Annotated in this window: 17 protein-coding genes; 10 read left to right on the top strand and 7 right to left on the bottom strand. The window is 60.9% G+C overall.

Features of this window, described 5'->3' with window-relative positions; genetic code table 11:
* The coding region (locus NKG60_RS30655) for a type II toxin-antitoxin system VapC family toxin (protein ID WP_352976486.1) at window positions 1-389 on the top strand (389 nt) is incomplete at its 5' end.
* Window positions 390-464: 75 nt separating this feature from the next.
* Here NKG60_RS30655 and NKG60_RS30650 read toward each other — a convergent pair.
* Window positions 465-1,256 carry a class I SAM-dependent methyltransferase gene (locus NKG60_RS30650; RefSeq protein ID WP_352665729.1) on the bottom strand — a complete coding sequence of 264 codons (792 nt, stop codon included), beginning with the start codon at window positions 1,254-1,256 and terminating at the stop codon, window positions 465-467.
* 140 nt (window positions 1,257-1,396) lie between these two features.
* On the opposite strand from NKG60_RS30650, the gene NKG60_RS30645 reads away from it, so the two are divergent.
* From NKG60_RS30645 to NKG60_RS30635, 3 genes are read left to right on the top strand one after another with little or no spacing between them, the layout of a single operon-like run.
* Window positions 1,397-2,506, top strand: a complete 1,110-nt coding sequence (locus tag NKG60_RS30645) for an ABC transporter substrate-binding protein (RefSeq protein ID WP_352665807.1) — start codon at window positions 1,397-1,399, stop codon at window positions 2,504-2,506.
* Window positions 2,496-3,575, top strand: a complete 1,080-nt coding sequence (locus NKG60_RS30640) for a FecCD family ABC transporter permease (RefSeq protein ID WP_352665728.1) — start codon at window positions 2,496-2,498, stop codon at window positions 3,573-3,575. The genes NKG60_RS30645 and NKG60_RS30640 overlap by 11 nt, the downstream gene beginning before the upstream one ends.
* On the top strand, window positions 3,569-4,408 hold the full coding sequence (locus tag NKG60_RS30635; protein WP_352665727.1) for an ABC transporter ATP-binding protein: 840 nt from the start codon (window positions 3,569-3,571) through the stop codon (window positions 4,406-4,408). The genes NKG60_RS30640 and NKG60_RS30635 overlap by 7 nt, the downstream gene beginning before the upstream one ends.
* Window positions 4,409-4,495: 87 nt before the next feature.
* Here NKG60_RS30635 and NKG60_RS30630 read toward each other — a convergent pair whose 3' ends face one another.
* A complete protein-coding gene (locus tag NKG60_RS30630; protein WP_352976483.1) occupies window positions 4,496-5,374 on the bottom strand; it encodes a GNAT family N-acetyltransferase in 879 nt (292 codons plus the stop codon).
* 242 nt (window positions 5,375-5,616) lie between these two features.
* Between NKG60_RS30630 and argE the strand changes: the two genes are divergently transcribed.
* The 5 genes from argE (at window position 5,617) to NKG60_RS30605 (ending at window position 10,765) form a co-directional block, all read left to right on the top strand.
* The gene (gene argE / locus NKG60_RS30625; protein ID WP_352665724.1) at window positions 5,617-6,741 is read left to right on the top strand and encodes an acetylornithine deacetylase; all 1,125 of its coding nucleotides are present in this window, start codon (window positions 5,617-5,619) and stop codon (window positions 6,739-6,741) included.
* A 17-nt stretch (window positions 6,742-6,758) separates the two neighbouring features.
* Window positions 6,759-7,682 (top strand): 2-hydroxyacid dehydrogenase, encoded by a 924-nt coding sequence (locus tag NKG60_RS30620; RefSeq protein WP_352866974.1) that lies wholly within the window; start codon window positions 6,759-6,761, stop codon window positions 7,680-7,682.
* Between the two features lie 14 nt (window positions 7,683-7,696).
* Window positions 7,697-8,053, top strand: a complete 357-nt coding sequence (locus NKG60_RS30615; RefSeq protein WP_023678793.1) for a cupin domain-containing protein — start codon at window positions 7,697-7,699, stop codon at window positions 8,051-8,053.
* Window positions 8,054-8,226: 173 nt separating this feature from the next.
* Window positions 8,227-9,270, top strand: coding sequence for a tartrate dehydrogenase (locus NKG60_RS30610; RefSeq protein ID WP_352866971.1), 1,044 nt, complete (start codon window positions 8,227-8,229; stop codon window positions 9,268-9,270).
* Between the two features lie 19 nt (window positions 9,271-9,289).
* Entirely contained in the window at window positions 9,290-10,765 is a 1,476-nt protein-coding gene (locus NKG60_RS30605; protein ID WP_352976480.1) for an NAD-dependent succinate-semialdehyde dehydrogenase, read from the top strand.
* 142 nt (window positions 10,766-10,907) lie between these two features.
* On the opposite strand, the gene NKG60_RS30600 is transcribed toward NKG60_RS30605, so the two are convergent.
* A complete protein-coding gene (locus tag NKG60_RS30600) occupies window positions 10,908-11,597 on the bottom strand; it encodes a haloacid dehalogenase type II (protein WP_352866966.1) in 690 nt (229 codons plus the stop codon).
* 426 nt (window positions 11,598-12,023) lie between these two features.
* On the opposite strand from NKG60_RS30600, the gene NKG60_RS30595 reads away from it, so the two are divergent.
* On the top strand, window positions 12,024-13,400 hold the full coding sequence (locus tag NKG60_RS30595) for an aspartate aminotransferase family protein (RefSeq protein ID WP_352866963.1): 1,377 nt from the start codon (window positions 12,024-12,026) through the stop codon (window positions 13,398-13,400).
* Between the two features lie 165 nt (window positions 13,401-13,565).
* Here NKG60_RS30595 and NKG60_RS30590 read toward each other — a convergent pair whose 3' ends face one another.
* From NKG60_RS30590 to NKG60_RS30575, 4 genes are all read right to left on the bottom strand, one after another.
* Complete coding sequence (locus tag NKG60_RS30590; RefSeq protein WP_352867047.1) at window positions 13,566-13,865, bottom strand: HVO_A0114 family putative DNA-binding protein; 300 nt, start codon at window positions 13,863-13,865, stop codon at window positions 13,566-13,568.
* Window positions 13,866-13,869: 4 nt separating this feature from the next.
* Complete coding sequence (locus tag NKG60_RS30585) at window positions 13,870-14,406, bottom strand: ribonuclease toxin HepT-like protein (RefSeq protein WP_352866961.1); 537 nt, start codon at window positions 14,404-14,406, stop codon at window positions 13,870-13,872.
* Window positions 14,393-14,713, bottom strand: coding sequence for a nucleotidyltransferase domain-containing protein (locus tag NKG60_RS30580; RefSeq protein ID WP_352665716.1), 321 nt, complete (start codon window positions 14,711-14,713; stop codon window positions 14,393-14,395). The genes NKG60_RS30585 and NKG60_RS30580 overlap by 14 nt, the downstream gene beginning before the upstream one ends.
* A gap of 310 nt (window positions 14,714-15,023) precedes the next feature.
* Window positions 15,024-15,500 carry an Lrp/AsnC family transcriptional regulator gene (locus NKG60_RS30575; protein WP_352492386.1) on the bottom strand — a complete coding sequence of 159 codons (477 nt, stop codon included), beginning with the start codon at window positions 15,498-15,500 and terminating at the stop codon, window positions 15,024-15,026.
* Window positions 15,501-15,508: the final 8 nt, after the last annotated feature.

Here is a 15,508-nt window from a genome sequence, read left to right as displayed (position 1 = left end):
CATCAACAGGCCGGACAGAAGACTGCACCCGACCAACGCGCCATAATGTCGAATTACCTCTTGCATCGCGGGAGCCATCCACAGAGGACATCGTGGCCGTGAGCTTGCAGGCCTTGTGCGAATTCGTTTGGGTTCTGGCCCGGCAATACCAGACAGAGCCCGAAAATATTGCCGCGGCGATCCGGGCGTTGCTGAACACCGCGAATGTTGTCGTCAACCGGCCGGCCGTTGAGGCAGGGCTGTCAGTCCTCGATGCCGGCGGCGATTTCGCGGACGGCGTGCTCGCTTTTGACGGCGGCTGGCTTGGCGGGGAGACTTTCGTCTCGTTTGACCGGAAGGCCGTCAAACTGCTTTCGGCGCAGGGACAATCCGTACAGCTTCTTTTCTAAGTCTCTCCGCGGTGGTCTTTCACCCTGAGCTGTCGTGTCTGGGCTGTTGCGAGCAAATCGTTAGAAATTCCCCAACTACGAGGCCGACTTGGTCGCGCAGATCGCGTAGCGATGCTGCGTCGAGCGTTCCAGCGCCCTGAGGAAGTTTATGTGCCGTGCCTGCGCGCGATGAATCGCGCCGAACCGGGTGTCGACCACAGGTATCTCGAAGCCAGCCTCCACGAGAAGCGCGCAGACCTCGTCCGCTTTGGCGCCGTGCGAAAAGTGCAGCCGCGACAGGATGCTGCGATGGCGGTCCGCCATCGCCTGATCCAGTCCGTGGACCGGCCCGCCTGTCAGGCCAATGGCCCTTTCCAGGACTTGTCGCAGATGGGTTACCCAGGTCCCACTGACGAAATCACCATCAATGATCAGCAGCCGTCCGCCAGGCTTGAGCAGCGAGAACCATTCGGCGAATGCCGCTCGCGGATCCACCAACGTCCAGATGAGATGACGGGTGACGAGGACGTCGTAGCTTTCTCCTTTTTCAAGGGTGCGCTCGGCGTCGCCGATCAGAAACCGGATGCCGGTTTCGCTCTGCGTCGCCTTTGCACGCGCGCGGGCAAGCATGGCCTCTGACCAATCGAGCCCGGTCACGGCATAACCCAGGTCGTGCATGAGATGGGATACGACGCCGGTGCCGCAAGCGAGGTCGAGCGCGCGACGCCCATCCCCAGGCCCCAAGTGCTTGAGCATCAGCCTGTGCCAGGCCAGGCGTTCCCGCTGTGAGAAGATTTCATGCCCCACCGAAAGGTCGAATGTTCCGGCGCGCGCCGACCAATAGTCGCGTATCTCGTCCCGCAGCGAATAATTGGGCTCGCCCGCCATTCCAGACCCCTTCTCGTCGCACCAGTCTGGAATGGCTCTAAAAGATATTTCTTGAGACTGAAGTCATCTTTTAAGCCACCTCTGGTTAATCCACTTCAAGAGAGGGCGCGATGAATTTCGGAAGGATCCGAGCAGGGACGATGGCGGCAGCTATCGCCGCCCTGTCGATGACGCTGGCCGCCAGGGCCGAAATGGTTGCAGTGACTGACATCACGGGCCGCCAGGTCGAGGTGAACGTCCCGGTTGAGAAGGTAATCCTGGGTGAGGGCCGGCAGGTCTATCTCGTCGCGGCACTCGACACCGAGGATCCGTTCAAGCGCATCGCTGGCTGGCGCGAGGATTTCAGCCAGGCGGATCCGGACAATTACGCCGCCTATCTGGAAAAATTCCCCAGGATGGGGGAGATCCCGACTTTTGGCGGCTTCAAGGACGGTACTTTCGACGTCGAGCAGGCGGTCTCGCTCAGGCCCGACGTCATCCTGATGAATATCGAATCGAAGCAGGCTACGGAAGACGGCAAGTATATCGAGAAGCTCGCCGCCGCCGGCATTCCGTTGGTCTATGTCGATTTCCGCGAGCGCCCCTTCACCAACACCGAACCCAGCATGCGCCTGTTTGGCAAGCTGTTCGGCAAGGAGGAGCGCGCTGAGGAATTCATCACCTGGCGCGCCGCCGAGATCGCGCTCGTTACCGACGTCATCGAGCGGGCCAAGCCGGAACGGCCCAAGGTCTTCATCGAACGCGCCGGCGGCTATTCCGACGACTGCTGCATGAGCTTCGGCGACGACAATTTCGGCAAATTCGTCGAGATGGCAGGCGGCGACAACATCGCCAAGGGCATCATCCCCGGCACGTTCGGCACACTCAATCCCGAACAGATCATCGCATCCGACCCGGATCAGATCATCGTCACCGGCGGATGGTGGGACGCCTATGTGCCGGGCGGTGCCTGGGTCGGCGTCGGGCCCGGCCGTGATCAGGCAGAGGCGCTGCGCAAGCTGAAGGCGCTGACCGAGCGGCCGGCGCTGACCGGCGTGAAGGCCGTCGAGGATGGCGCGGTGCATGCCATCTGGCATCAGTTCTACAACAGCCCCTATCAGTTCGTGGCTATCCAGCAGATGGCCAAGTGGCTGCATCCGGATCTCTTCGCCGATCTCGATCCCGAGGCGACCTTCAGAGAGTTGCACGAGAAATTCTTGCCCGTAGCATACCGGCCCGGCCACTGGGTTTCGCTGACCGATGTCGATTGAATCGACGGCCGTCAGCACCGCGCTCGACAGCACCGATGGACGAGGGCGTTACCGCGCTCTCGTCTGGCGGCGGCAGTTGATCCTTGCCGGCCTCGGCGCTGCCCTGCTCTTCAGCCTGTGCGTCGACCTTGCGGTCGGTCCCGCCCGCTACGGACTTGGCGAGGTCATGCGGGCGCTTGTGTTTCCCGACACGGTGCCGCAGCAGGTGCGCGTGGTGCTCTGGGACATCCGCATGCCGGTCGCCCTGATGGCCATTGTCGTCGGGGCAGCGCTCGCCGTGGCCGGCGCGCAGTTGCAGACCATCCTCAACAACCCGCTGGCGAGCCCCTTCACGCCCGGCATATCCGCCGCCGCGAGCTTCGGCGCCGCGCTTGCACTTGCCTTCGGGGTGAGGCTTGTCCCCGCCGCAGTCGAATATGTGGTGCCGATCAACGCCTTCGTGATGGCGATGCTGGGGCCCTTGCTCATTCACGTACTAAGCGTAAAGCGCGGCGTCAGCGCGGAGACCATCGTGCTGCTCGGCATCGCTCTGGTTTTCACCTTCAACGCGCTGCTGGCGCTGGTCCAGTTTTTCGCCTCGGCGGAAGCGCTGGCGGCGGTCGTCTTCTGGACAATGGGCAGCCTCAGCAAGGCCACCTGGCCGAAGCTTGCAGTCACCACATTCATTCTCCTGGCAGTCTTACCCATTTTCGCCCGGCGCGTTTGGGCGCTGACGGCGTTGAGGCTCGGTGAGGACAAGGCGGCCAGCTTCGGCGTCAAGGTCGGTCGCCTGCGGCTCGAGACGCTCATTCTGGTGAGCCTCCTCGCCGCCATTCCCGTCGCCTTCGTCGGCACCATAGGTTTTATCGGTCTGGTAGGTCCGCACATCGCGCGCATGGTCATCGGCGAGGACCAACGCTTCTTCCTGCCCGCCTCGGCCCTTGCGGGCGCGCTCATCCTGTCGGCCAGCTCGGTCGTCAGTAAGTCGCTTATCCCGGGGACGGTCTTCCCGATCGGCATCGTCAGCTCGCTGATCGGCATCCCGTTCTTCATCTCGCTCATCCTGTCCAGCACGAGGCGCTCATGGTGACGATCCGGCTCGAGGCGCTCGGCGCGCGCTACGGCACGAGCCTGCGGCTTCGCGATGTGACGACGAATGCGTTCGAGGGCGGAGACATCGTGGCCGTGATCGGTCCGAATGCCGCCGGGAAGTCGACGCTCTTCAGGCGCATTGCCGGCCTCCTGGACGGACCGGGAGCAATGCATGTCGAGGGGGCCATTCGCGGGAAGAGCGGCATCTGCTACATGCCACAGGAAACGTCCGCCAACGCGGTGCTCACCGTCTACGAGTCAGTGTTGCTCGCCCGTAAGCAGGGTATGGGCTGCTCGGTGGGCGATGATGATTTGGCTCGCATTGACGAGACGCTGGCGGCGCTCGGCATCGCCGACATCGCTTTCCGCAACATTGGCGAGCTTTCCGGCGGCCAGCGGCAACTCGCCAGCCTGGCACAAACGCTGGTGCGCGAGCCGGAGATCCTGCTGATGGACGAACCGACATCAGCACTCGATCTGTCGCGGCAGGTGGAAGTGCTTGGCCTCATGCGGGGACTTGCTCAGGCGCGAGGCATGGTCGTGCTGATCGCCCTGCACGACCTCAATCACGCCCTTCGCTTCAGCGATCAGACAATGGTCATCGCGGACGGCCGGCTGGTCGCATGCGGGTCATCGCCAGACGTCATCACATCCGATCTGCTGCGCGACATCTATCACCTCAACGCCCGCATCGAGCCGTGCTCGCGCGGCATCGGCCATGTCATCGTGGATGGCGTGGCGGATGGGCGTCGGACGGTCATTATGTCGGCAGCGGAAACTGAATCCTGGATTAGGAGCAGATTCGAAGCGGCAGCCGTTCCGGCCGCGTGACGGCAACCGCATCATGCCGGTTGATCGACGCGCGCACTGATCACCTGATCCTCTGACTGCTGGTTGAAGGCGACAGCGTGCTTGCATTCAGCTCAAGGCGTGGCCGGCCAATCCATAGACCCAAGGCTCATTGTCTTCCCGGTTCAGGAAGCGGCGCCCTTTGGACATTGTCGTAACGGTCTCGGCAATGCCGAGACCGCACTGCTGGAGAAACGCGGCAAACACACCATCCTTCTCGCGGGTGTCGACGCGGGTGAATCGTCCTGCCAGTTCCTTCAGATGCACGGCTGTGAGGTGGACCGCGTCGAGATCGTTGCGCGCGACCATGGGGCCGATCATATGGCCACGTCCGAACTCGCGACACATGGAATAGCCGACGATCTCGCCGCCGCGGCTCAAAGTGCAGATTGAGGCATCCGCTGCGAGCAACGCGAGCAGCCTCTCGCGGTTTGTCCCAAACGCGGGCGTATCCTGCGCCGTGATCTCCTTCAGACTGTCGCTCGATAGCGCCTGCAATTGACCGTCCAGAGCCGGCATTGTTGGGAGCGTCTGTGGGACCTCCCCCTGGTGCATGTATACGATCGCCTCGGTCGTGAAGCCGAGTGAGACATAAAGAGGATAGGCAGCGTGGGTAGCATTGAGTGCCAAGTTGCGATCGCCGCACTGCTCGAGCACCAAGTCCATGAGCCATCGGCCGCCTCCTTGCGCTTGCGTGCGGGGCGTTGTGATCACTACGCCGATGGTGGCGAAATCGTCTCCGTGGGGAAACCACATCGCGCTGCCGAAAACGCGTCCAATACCATCAACGGCAACAATGCCGCGTCCGGCACGGCGCAGAAAGTCCCAATCCTTCGGCCGGTGAGGCCAGCGGACTGAGATCGACAGCGCGTGCAGTAGCTTGACGTCGACATCATCAATGTCCCGCGCGACCAGTTCGAAGGATTTCAGGCGTACTGATCTCTGCATCTCAATCGATCCGCTCCTTCAACGAATGCGCAAGGCACGCGGTGTTGATCCTGTCATCGATCGCCATGTCGCGACATACCCCTTTTGCCGCAGCATTATACGGGAAAGCCAGCAGGTTTAGCTGGTTCGAGGTGCTTTTTCGCAATCTTCGGCCAAAGCACGACGCAATTCGGCAGGGAACACTGCTGCCTGCGGATAGGCTGGTTGCACCCGGTGATAGTGTGCAAGCAGAGCGGACCGCCATGAACGTGGAAGAAATCCTCGCGACGCTGATTGCATTTCCCTCTGTTGTGGGCACGCCAAACGGCGCGATCGCCGATTGGATCCGCGACTACTGTCAGGCAGCCGGAGCCGAGGTGACAGTTCTCCCCGGTCCCGAGGGCGACCGGTCCAACCTCTTCGTGACGATCGGCCCGCGCCAGGGTCGGGGCTACATCATCTCCGGACATATGGATGTCGTGCCGGCCGGCGAGCCGGAATGGAGCTCGGACCCGTTTGTCCTGCGCCGCGAGGGCGGCAGGCTTTACGGCCGCGGCACCACCGACATGAAGGGCTTCCTCGCCTGCGCACTGGCCGTGCTCCCAGGACTTGCGGCGATGAACCTGCGGCAGCCAGTTCATCTCGCATTCTCCTACGACGAAGAGGCGGGGTGCCGCGGTGTGCCGCATCTCTTGGCAGCGTTGCCGAGCTTATGCGAGAGGCCGCTTGGCGCGATTGTCGGCGAGCCGAGCCGGATGCAGCCCGTGCGCGCGCACAAGGGGAAGGCCGCCGCGCGGCTCGAGGTGATCGGGCGACCAGGCCATTCGTCACGCCCCGATCTCGGACTCAATGCCGTGCACGCCATGGCCGGCGTCATCACATATGCCGTGGCCTACGGCCAATCGCTCGCGGACGGGCCGCGCGATCAAAATTTCGAGCCCCCATACTCGTCCTTGCAGGTGGGCGTCATCGCCGGTGGACAGGCGGTCAACATCATCGCTGGTCACTGCACAGCCGATATCGAGGCGCGTGCCGTGCCCGGCGTTTCTCCAGCCTCCCTGCTTGAGCCGGTCAAGGCCCGGCTCTTCGCCCTGCGAGACAGCGGCTTCGATGTGGCGTGGCACGAGTTGAGCACCTATCCCGCCCTTGCGCCCGCGAACGGGAGCGCGCTGGCGGCCGTTCTGACGGAGCTGACGGGGCAGGAGCCGCTCACGGCCGTCAGTTTCGGCACGGAGGCCGGGCTTTATCAGCAGGCCGGCATCGATGCGGTCGTTTGCGGCCCAGGCGACATCGGCCGTGCCCATCGTCCCGACGAATATATCGAGATCGGTGAACTCGCCGCTTGCCGGAAGATGATCGAGGGGCTCGGCGCGCGTCTTGCGGGCTGAAGAAAGGGGCGGTCACCATGGCGTTTCTTTTCAATTCCGATGCGGCGCGTGCTGCGGTCTTCCGCGAGATCTTCGCGCGCCAGATCCCGGATCTGGAATTCTTCCATTCCGGGGACGAGATGGAGCCGGAGAAGGTGCGCTATCTCATCACCTGGACGGTGCCGGATGAGATCTCGCGCTACCGCAATCTGGAAGTGCTGTTTTCCATCGGAGCGGGCGTCGACCAGTTCAAGCAGGACGTGGTGCCAAGCCATGTGAAGCTTGTGCGCATGGTCGAGGACGGCATCATACGCATGATGCAGGAATACGTCGCGCTCGGCGTATTGGCGCTCCACCGGGAGATGCCCGCCTATCTCGAGCAGCAGAAAAGGTGCCTTTGGCAACCGATTGCCGCTCGACAGGCGGCCGAACGCCGGGTTGGCTTCCTCGGTCTTGGCATGCTGGCCCGCGCGGCTATCGAGCGCTTGAAGCCGTTCCAGTTTCCGCTTGCCGGGTGGAGCCGCAGCGAAAAGCGGATAGAGGACGTCGCCTGTTTTCACGGCACGGACCAACTCGCGGGCTTTCTGAAGCAAACGGATATTCTTGTCTGCCTGCTCCCGCTCACAGAACAAACGCACGGCATCCTCGATGCAGAGTTCTTCGACTTGCTGCCCGTCGGGGCGACGCTAGTGCATGTCGGCAGGGGTCCGCAATTGGACCAGGCCGCGCTGATCAACGCGCTCGATACCGGTCACCTATCTGCAGCGATGCTTGATGTCACTGATCCAGAACCGCTCCCGGAAGTCCATCCGCTGTGGTCGCATCCGAAGGTGATGATAACGCCGCACATCGCCTCGGTGACGCAACCGCATACGGCGGCACAATCCGTCGTTGACAACATCCGGCGCCACCGCGCCGGAGAAGAACTGATCGGCCTCGTCGATCGGACACTCGGTTATTAACCAGGAAACATCGCATGTCACTTCTGATCACGATCGACACAGTTCCAGACTTCGCGCCGAAGGAGGCACTACCGGCTCCGGAGCGGCTCATTTCCGGCAATCCATCCTTCAAGACCTGGGCGCAGGATGCCTCGAAGGGAGAAAAGGTGCTCACCGGCGTCTGGGAGGCGACGCCCGGCGAGACGCATTCGATCAAGGGCACGATCTACGAGTTCTGCCACATCGTTTCGGGTCTCGTCGAAATCGAGGAGAAGGGCGGTGAGACCAAGACCTACCGTGCCGGCGACAGTTTCGTGATGAAGCCCGGTTTCGTCGGCGTCTGGCGCACGATCGAGACCGTGCGCAAGATCTACGTCTGCGTTTACGACTGAGTTCAGTACTCAAGGTCCGGCCGAATAGCGCGCGCGGCGTTTCAAAACAATCGGCTTTCCAGGTTTCGCCTGACGCGATTCGACGCCGTCAGACGGCTCATCCTCGACGGAAAATGCGGCGGCCGGTCCACTATTGTTCCGATGACGCTAGTGCAAATGAGGGACCTCCATCAATGAAAACCTACAAGATAGCGCTCATCCCCGGCGATGGCATCGGCAAGGACGTGACGCAGGCGGCATGGCAGGTGCTGCAGGCGGCGGCAAGACGGGGCGGTTTCGCCCTTGATCACACAAGATTCCCATGGTCGTGCGCCTACTACCTGGAGACCGGTGCAATGATGCCGTCAGACGGCATCGAGACACTTCGCAAATTCGATGCGATCTATCTCGGCGCTGTGGGCTGGTCCGCGGAAGTGCCCGACTCAGTATCGCTTCACGGACTGCTCCTGCCGATCCGGAAAGGATTCACGCAGTACGCCAACATACGACCGCACCGGCTGTTGCCGGGCGTTCAGGGGCCCCTCCGCTCCGATGGTTTCGACATCCTGTGCATCCGCGAGAATACGGAAGGCGAATACTCCGGCGCCGGTGGGCGCGTTCATTCCGGCACGGCCGATGAGGTGGCGGTTGAGACTGCGATCTTCACGCGTACAGGTGTCGAACGGATCATCCGTTTCGGTTTCGAACAGGCGCAGGCGCGCCGCAGGAAGCTCGCATCTGTCACCAAATCCAACGCGCAGAAACACTCCATGGTTTTCTGGGATGAGGTCACGCGCGAGGTGGCGAAAGACTATGCCGATGTGGAGGTCTCGCACTACCACATCGACGCCATTGCCGCCCGTATGGTCCTCGCGCCTGAAAGCCTCGACGTAATCGTCGCATCGAACCTTTTCGGCGACATCCTCACCGATATTGGAGCGGCCATTCAGGGCGGGCTGGGTTACGCCGCCTCCGCCAATATCAATCCCGATCGCAGCTCGCCTTCCATGTTCGAGCCAGTCCATGGTTCGGCGCCCGACATCGCGTATCTCGGCGTCGCCAATCCGATCGCCGCGATCTGGTCCGGTGCGATGATGCTCGAGCATCTGGGCGAGGGGCAGGCTGCGGCACAAGTGATGTCGGCAATCGAGTCCGCAACCGCGCGGGGGATTGGCACGATCGCAGGCAAGGACAGGACTGAAACGATCACGCAGGCCGTGCTGGCAGGATTGACCTGAAAGAGCAGAGGAAAAGACCATGAATGCGATGACGAAGATTGGCATGTTCAACGACTTCGACCTTTTCCGCCAGCAGGCGCTGATTGGCGGTGCCTGGCGGGATGCGGAAACCAAGGGCGTGGTCGATGTCATTGACCCTGCTAGCCAAAGTGTTCTCGGCACCGTTCCCGCAATGGGCGAGAACGAGACGAGAGCGGCAATCGCTGCCGCGGCTGAGGCCTTCAAAAGCTGGAGGAAAAGGACGCATGCCGAGCGTGCAGGACTTCTGGAGCGCTGGCACGACCTCATCCGTCAGCACGAACAGGATCTCGCGCTCCTGCTGACGCTGGAACAAGGCAAGCCGCTTGCCGAGGCGGTGGCGGAAATCCGCTACGGCGCATCTTTTGTGAAATGGTTTGCGGAGGAGGCGCGCCGGATCGGTGGCTCGACCATTCCGTCACCCACGGCCGATCGCCGCATTCTGGTGCTGAAAGAACCCGTCGGCGTCTGCGCCATCATCACGCCGTGGAATTTCCCCAACGCAATGATCGCACGCAAAGTGGCACCGGCGCTGGCCGCAGGTTGTACGGTTGTCATCAAGCCGTCGGAATTTACACCATTCTCGGCGCTGGCGCTCGGCGTTCTGGCGGAACGGGCAGGTATCCCTGCCGGCGTGATCAACATTGTGACCGGCATGCCCATCGAAATCGGCAACGAATTGATGGCCAACCAGACGGTGCGCAAGATCTCGTTCACCGGTTCGACCCGCGTCGGTGCGCTGCTCATGCGCGGCGCGGCCGATAGCATCAAGCGGCTGAGCCTGGAGCTTGGCGGCAACGCGCCCTTTATCGTCTTTGACGACGCCGATCTGGATAAGGCAGTTGAAGGGGTGATCGCGTCCAAGTTCCGCAATGGTGGTCAAACCTGCGTCTGCGCGAACCGGATTCTCGTGCACGAAGGCGTTTACGACGCTTTCGCCGAAAAGCTGAGCCGGCGCGTGGCGCGGATGAAGGTTGGCGCAGGGACCGACGAGGGCACTGAGATCGGCCCGATGATAAACGCCGCCGCGATCGACAAGATCGAGCGTCACATCGCGGATGCACAGGCGAAAGGTGCACAGATCATCGCCCAAAGCGAGACGGTGCCGGAGGGCAAGCAATATGCACGGCCCGTCGTGCTGGGAGAGGCTACTACCGGGATGCTCCTGGCATCCGAAGAGACGTTCGGTCCGGTGGCGCCGCTTTTTCGCTTCGAGACGGAGGAAGAGGCCATCGCCATCGCGAATGGTACGCCGTTCGGCCTTGCCGCCTACTTCTACACCGACAACCTCAAGCGCTCATGGCGTGTTGCCGAGGCGCTGGAGTTCGGTATGGTCGGGCTCAACACAGGCATGATCTCGACCGAAGTTGCGCCTTTCGGCGGTGTCAAGCAGTCGGGAGTGGGGCGCGAAGGATCGCAGCTCGGCATCGAGGAATATCTCGAGGTCAAGGCGCTTCATGTTGGCGGGCTTGACTAGTTATCTTGCAGGCAGGTGGAAACACTTGCAGCGTTGGAACAATAAAGAAAGGGGCGGTGAAAACCGTCCCTTTCTCTATTGCGACCAGTGGCTATTAAGGTTTGGGAGCGCCTCGCTCTGGCGCGACTGCGCCTACAAACGTTCAGGCGAATTCCCGAACTGGCTCCAGTCCGACGGCGCCGGCCAGACCGCCGATATCCTTGATTTCGGTATATTCGTAGAAGGGGTTTGCAGGCTCGTGGCCGCGGTTCACCCAGACCTTGCTCTTGATACCGAGATCATAGGCGGTCATGAGATCATAGCGGAATGAGGACGACACGTGCGTGATGTCCTCCGGGCCGCAGCCGAGCTTCTCGAACATATATTCGAAGCCCTTCATCAAAGGCTTGTAGGCGCCGGTCTCCTCGGCCGTGATGACCATGTGGAACGGCGCGCCGAGTTTCTCCACGTTCGACATGATCAGGCTCTTCATGGAGTTCGACAGGATCACCAGCGGAATCTCCTTGGCGACCTTGGCCAGGCCCGCCGGGACATCCGGGTGCGGACCCCATGTCGGCACTTCCGCATAGATGCGCTGGGCATCCTCGGGCCGGAATGCGACGCCGTTGCGCTTGCAGGCACGTTCCACGGAATTGTGTACGACCTCGCTGTAGGGCTTCCAGGCGCCAAGAACCTCGTCGAGGCGATAGGCCGAGAAATCCTTGATGAACTGCGCCATCACAGCTGGGGAGAGCTGCGCGCCGTATACGCGTCTCGCCGCGCCGGCCATGTCGAAGTTGGATAGTGTACCGTAGCAGTCGAAGGTGATGTATTTCGGTCTGAACTGGGTCATAAGCGTCGATCCTTCCAATCCTGTCGGCACTGCGTGCCTTTAACAGCAAGGATCATAATGAGGACCGGAGAAGACTAGTCGCCGCATTCGATGCGCCCTGAAGCAGATTGTTTTGTATTGGGTGAGAGCTTTGGCAGAGAGTTGCGCCTGAGTTCGTTTCGGGCTTCGCGGGAGCGCGATCCTTCAGCCGTGCGTCGGCATAAAATGCGGCGCCGGCGGCAAAGGAAAGTCAAAACGCCTATCGCTCAGGTTCTGGTCGGGAAAAACTGCTGTCAGCGGCAGCCTATCTTGGGCCTAGAGAAATCAGGCCCGGAATCAACCATCACCGCGCAGCAGACCACGCTGGAAACGAGCTGAAGGACGAAACCACACCACGCCGGACTCATGCTCTCGTCAGTCAGGCACCGCGCTGAATCGGAGGAAGAAATGCTGGCAAATTCACTGATCGAACTCGATCGCGCACATCTGGTTCACCCGTTTTCATCCTATCGGAGCCACGAGGACGCGGGCGTGCGGGTGCTCAAATCCGCCAAAGGCGCAACCGTGACCGATGCAAGCGGGAAAACCCTGCTGGACGGATTCGCCGGTCTATGGTGTGTAAACATCGGATACGGCCAGGAAAGCGTCGTTGAAGCAGCCGCAAAGCAGCTAAGAGATCTTCCCTATGCGACGGGATATTTCGGGCTGGGATCCGAGCCTGCCATTCGCCTTGCTGCCAGGCTTGCCGAACTGGCGCCCGGCGATTTGAACCATGTCTATTTCACGCTTGGCGGCTCCGACGCAGTCGACAGTACGATCCGCTTCATTCGCTATTACTACCATGCCAAGGGTACGCCGCAAAAGGACCAGTTCATCTCGGTCGAGTATGGCTACCATGGATCCTCGACGGCAGGGTCAGGTCTGACAGCGATCCCGGCCTTCCACGCGGGTTTCGGCGTGCCTTACGACTGGCAGCACAAAATTCCTTCGCACTACGCCTATCGCAATCCGGTCGGTTCCGACCCGCAGGCGATCATCGATGCATCGGTCGCGGCCCTGCGGGCCAAAATCGCGGAACTCGGCGCGGGCCGCGTTGCGGCCTTCTACGCCGAACCAATCCAGGGTTCGGGCGGTGTCCTCGTTCCACCGACAGGTTGGCTGAAGGCTCTGCACGCCGTGTGCAAGGAACACGACATTCTGTTCGTTGCCGACGAAGTTATCACTGCCTTTGGCCGTACCGGCCCCCTCTTCGCGTGTGAGGATGACGAGGTCGTGCCAGATTTCATAACCACAGCGAAGGGACTGACCTCGGGCTACGTGCCGATGGGCGCCGTCTTCATGTCGGACCACGTGTACAATACGATCGCGGACGGAGCCGGCAAAGCGGCGGTCGGCCATGGCTATACTTATTCGGCCCATCCCGTGAGCGCGGCAGTCGGGCTTGAATGCCTGCGTCTCTATGAAGATGGCTTGCTCGAGAATGGGCGGAAAGTGGGGAAGCGCCTGATGCAAGGCCTTTGCTCGCTCGCCGACCACCCGCTGGCTGGCGACATCCGCGGTCGCGGTATGCTGGCAGCAATCGAGTTGGTCACCGACAAGGAGCGCAAAACGCCGCTGCCGGCGGCGGCTGATCCGGGGCGCCGCATCTTCGAGCGCGCGTGGGCGAACGGCCTTGTCATCCGTGCCTTCAACAGCGGCATCCTCGGCTATGCGCCGCCGCTCTGCTGCACAGACGACGATATTGATGGAATCCTCGAACGCACGCGGATGACGCTGGACCAAACCCTCCAAGATAAGGATGTGCGGGCAGCGATGAAGGGATGATCAGCGGGCGCATCGCATCGACCAGGGCCTTTTGGGACTATCTTGGCGATCGGCTCGGCGTCACCGAGACTTCACGTCCAATACTTGCCAAACCTCGTCAGCGGCGGCTTCGCATCCCACTCGTCGACTTTGCCTCTGTTATCCATGGCGCAGCAAAGATGATGGTCAGGCGATTTGTTTCCACGAATCGTCGACCTCGCATCTGCCATCCTGAAGCTCAGCGAGTTCGATCGTGACTCGTTGCACGGCGAGTTCGGGTCTCTTCGGCCTGGAGCCCGCCATTGAGACAATTCCCGCCCGCTCAAGGGCCGCCAGGGAGCGGGATACGTTCGGCTGCGGACGCGCCGCCAACCTGCACAGTTCCGTGATGCTTTGCGGTCGATACCGATGGATCAGCGCCACCAGCCGACAATTCTCAGGGGTCAACGCCCGCAGAATCTCTTCCGGCGCACACGACTGGGCCATTGGTTCACGGACCACCAGATGCCCCGCCTCCTGAGCCGTCGCCGCCATCACTGTCGTGCGTGTTTTCCTCAGTAAGAGTGCTTTCCAAGTAAACAACAGCCTCGACGAAAGACGGAAATGCTTCTTTTACCCTGTCGAGGTTTTCGAGCACCTTGTCTGTTTTCAGGTCAAAACCGTATCGATGCCGCACCAGGTGACGGAATCCCTTTAACTCACTCAGGGACTGATAAAGCTCGGGGTCGAGCACAGCCGGGCGGATGCCTGCAATTTCCGCCGACATCTGATCGAGCACGTCCTGGTGCATCGTAGGCCCTTGGGGAACGAGGCCGTCTATGTCGTTGGACAGGCTGAGCAAGATGTCCTCGATGCCGTTGTAGACATTGTGGACTCCCAGCGAAACAGCTGCGACCGCTCCCCATTCGCCGAGTGACATCTCACTCCCATGAGCCGACAAAAATTCCTCGATTTGCTGCAGTTCCTTCGCAGCGCGGTCGATTTTTGGCGACAGTTTTGCGAATGCCGGATGCTTAAACGCTGTCATTGAGCAATTCCTGCACTCGTTCGGACGAAACGTCTGAAGCAAAGATCAGGTCATAAGGAATGTTCGTTCCCCGAAGCTGGTCTGCGACCAAGCGCTCTACCAGGGCCCGGCGCGCAGGATCAGTGCTTCCGTGAACCAGCAGATCTACGTCCGAATGGACGCGGAAACGGTTTTTCCGGAGGGATCCGACAACAGAGATATCGACGCCGCGGGCTTTGGCGTTCCGGAGAATACGCGATACACAGGCTTGCGCGGTCTTCCGGCGATCGTCAGCTCTTCGGTGGATCAAAGTGTCAATCTTGTTCATCTTTTCGCCTGTTGCCTTTGGTCCAACTGTGACCCGAGGCTAGATTGTCGCACTCCGCAAGCGGTGCGTGCTGCCTGCCTATATATCATCGAATGATATATATTCAAGCCATTTGACGAGGACAAGGCGAAAACAGGCGTTCGCCGGAAGTGTCAGATGCAGTCGAAGTTTTAGGCTAGGCGCCGTTCAGACGAGTGGCAATGACGGCCTCGCCCGAAGCGTGACGTCGTCATTCGACAAATGCCGCGCGCGACAAGATGGAGCGTGGCACGAGCGCACGCCGCTTGTGGATCGAACCGGAGCAGCCTTCTCATCTGTCGAAAATGATGTCGAGAGGCAAATGGGATTTCACGATCGGTGACTTCAGCACGACGAAGCTGAAATATTTGTCGATCCCGATATCCAATTCGATCATGCGCTCCATGATCGTCTGGTACTCGCTGATGCCCGCTGTGACAAACTTCACTAGATAGTCGTAGCCGCCTGAAACCAGATGGCATTCGATGACAGAATCGACTTTCTGAATTGCGGTGAGAAATCTCGCGAAATCGTTCTGTTGATGGTGCTTGAGCGTGACTTCGGTGAAGATCGTCAGAGTCTGTCCGAGCTTGGACACATCTATCTGGGCGGAATAGCCGGTGATGAAGCCTTCCGCCTGAAGCTTCTTCACGCGCATCAGGCAAGGGCTCGGCGAAAGGTTCACCAGGTCGGCAAGCTCGACATTGGTGACCCGCCCGTTCTTTTGCAGTTGGGATAAGATCTTGATGTCGATCTTGTCGAGCTTCATTGGAAACC

Source organism: Mesorhizobium sp. M1428, assembly GCF_040317515.1.
Classification (GTDB): domain Bacteria; phylum Pseudomonadota; class Alphaproteobacteria; order Rhizobiales; family Rhizobiaceae; genus Mesorhizobium.
This window is presented reverse-complemented; position numbering and strand designations above follow the sequence as displayed.

Coding starts and splice junctions, on each gene's coding strand:
- NKG60_RS30650 (WP_352665729.1), bottom strand. CDS start 1,256: ATGGCGGGCGAGCCCAATTATTCGCTGCGGGACGAGATACGCGACTAT.
- NKG60_RS30645 (WP_352665807.1), top strand. CDS start 1,397: ATGGCGGCAGCTATCGCCGCCCTGTCGATGACGCTGGCCGCCAGGGCC.
- NKG60_RS30640 (WP_352665728.1), top strand. CDS start 2,496: ATGTCGATTGAATCGACGGCCGTCAGCACCGCGCTCGACAGCACCGAT.
- NKG60_RS30635 (WP_352665727.1), top strand. CDS start 3,569: ATGGTGACGATCCGGCTCGAGGCGCTCGGCGCGCGCTACGGCACGAGC.
- NKG60_RS30630 (WP_352976483.1), bottom strand. CDS start 5,374: ATGCAGAGATCAGTACGCCTGAAATCCTTCGAACTGGTCGCGCGGGAC.
- argE (WP_352665724.1), top strand. CDS start 5,617: ATGAACGTGGAAGAAATCCTCGCGACGCTGATTGCATTTCCCTCTGTT.
- NKG60_RS30620 (WP_352866974.1), top strand. CDS start 6,759: ATGGCGTTTCTTTTCAATTCCGATGCGGCGCGTGCTGCGGTCTTCCGC.
- NKG60_RS30615 (WP_023678793.1), top strand. CDS start 7,697: ATGTCACTTCTGATCACGATCGACACAGTTCCAGACTTCGCGCCGAAG.
- NKG60_RS30610 (WP_352866971.1), top strand. CDS start 8,227: ATGAAAACCTACAAGATAGCGCTCATCCCCGGCGATGGCATCGGCAAG.
- NKG60_RS30605 (WP_352976480.1), top strand. CDS start 9,290: ATGAATGCGATGACGAAGATTGGCATGTTCAACGACTTCGACCTTTTC.
- NKG60_RS30600 (WP_352866966.1), bottom strand. CDS start 11,597: ATGACCCAGTTCAGACCGAAATACATCACCTTCGACTGCTACGGTACA.
- NKG60_RS30595 (WP_352866963.1), top strand. CDS start 12,024: ATGCTGGCAAATTCACTGATCGAACTCGATCGCGCACATCTGGTTCAC.
- NKG60_RS30590 (WP_352867047.1), bottom strand. CDS start 13,865: ATGGCCCAGTCGTGTGCGCCGGAAGAGATTCTGCGGGCGTTGACCCCT.
- NKG60_RS30585 (WP_352866961.1), bottom strand. CDS start 14,406: ATGACAGCGTTTAAGCATCCGGCATTCGCAAAACTGTCGCCAAAAATC.
- NKG60_RS30580 (WP_352665716.1), bottom strand. CDS start 14,713: ATGAACAAGATTGACACTTTGATCCACCGAAGAGCTGACGATCGCCGG.
- NKG60_RS30575 (WP_352492386.1), bottom strand. CDS start 15,500: ATGAAGCTCGACAAGATCGACATCAAGATCTTATCCCAACTGCAAAAG.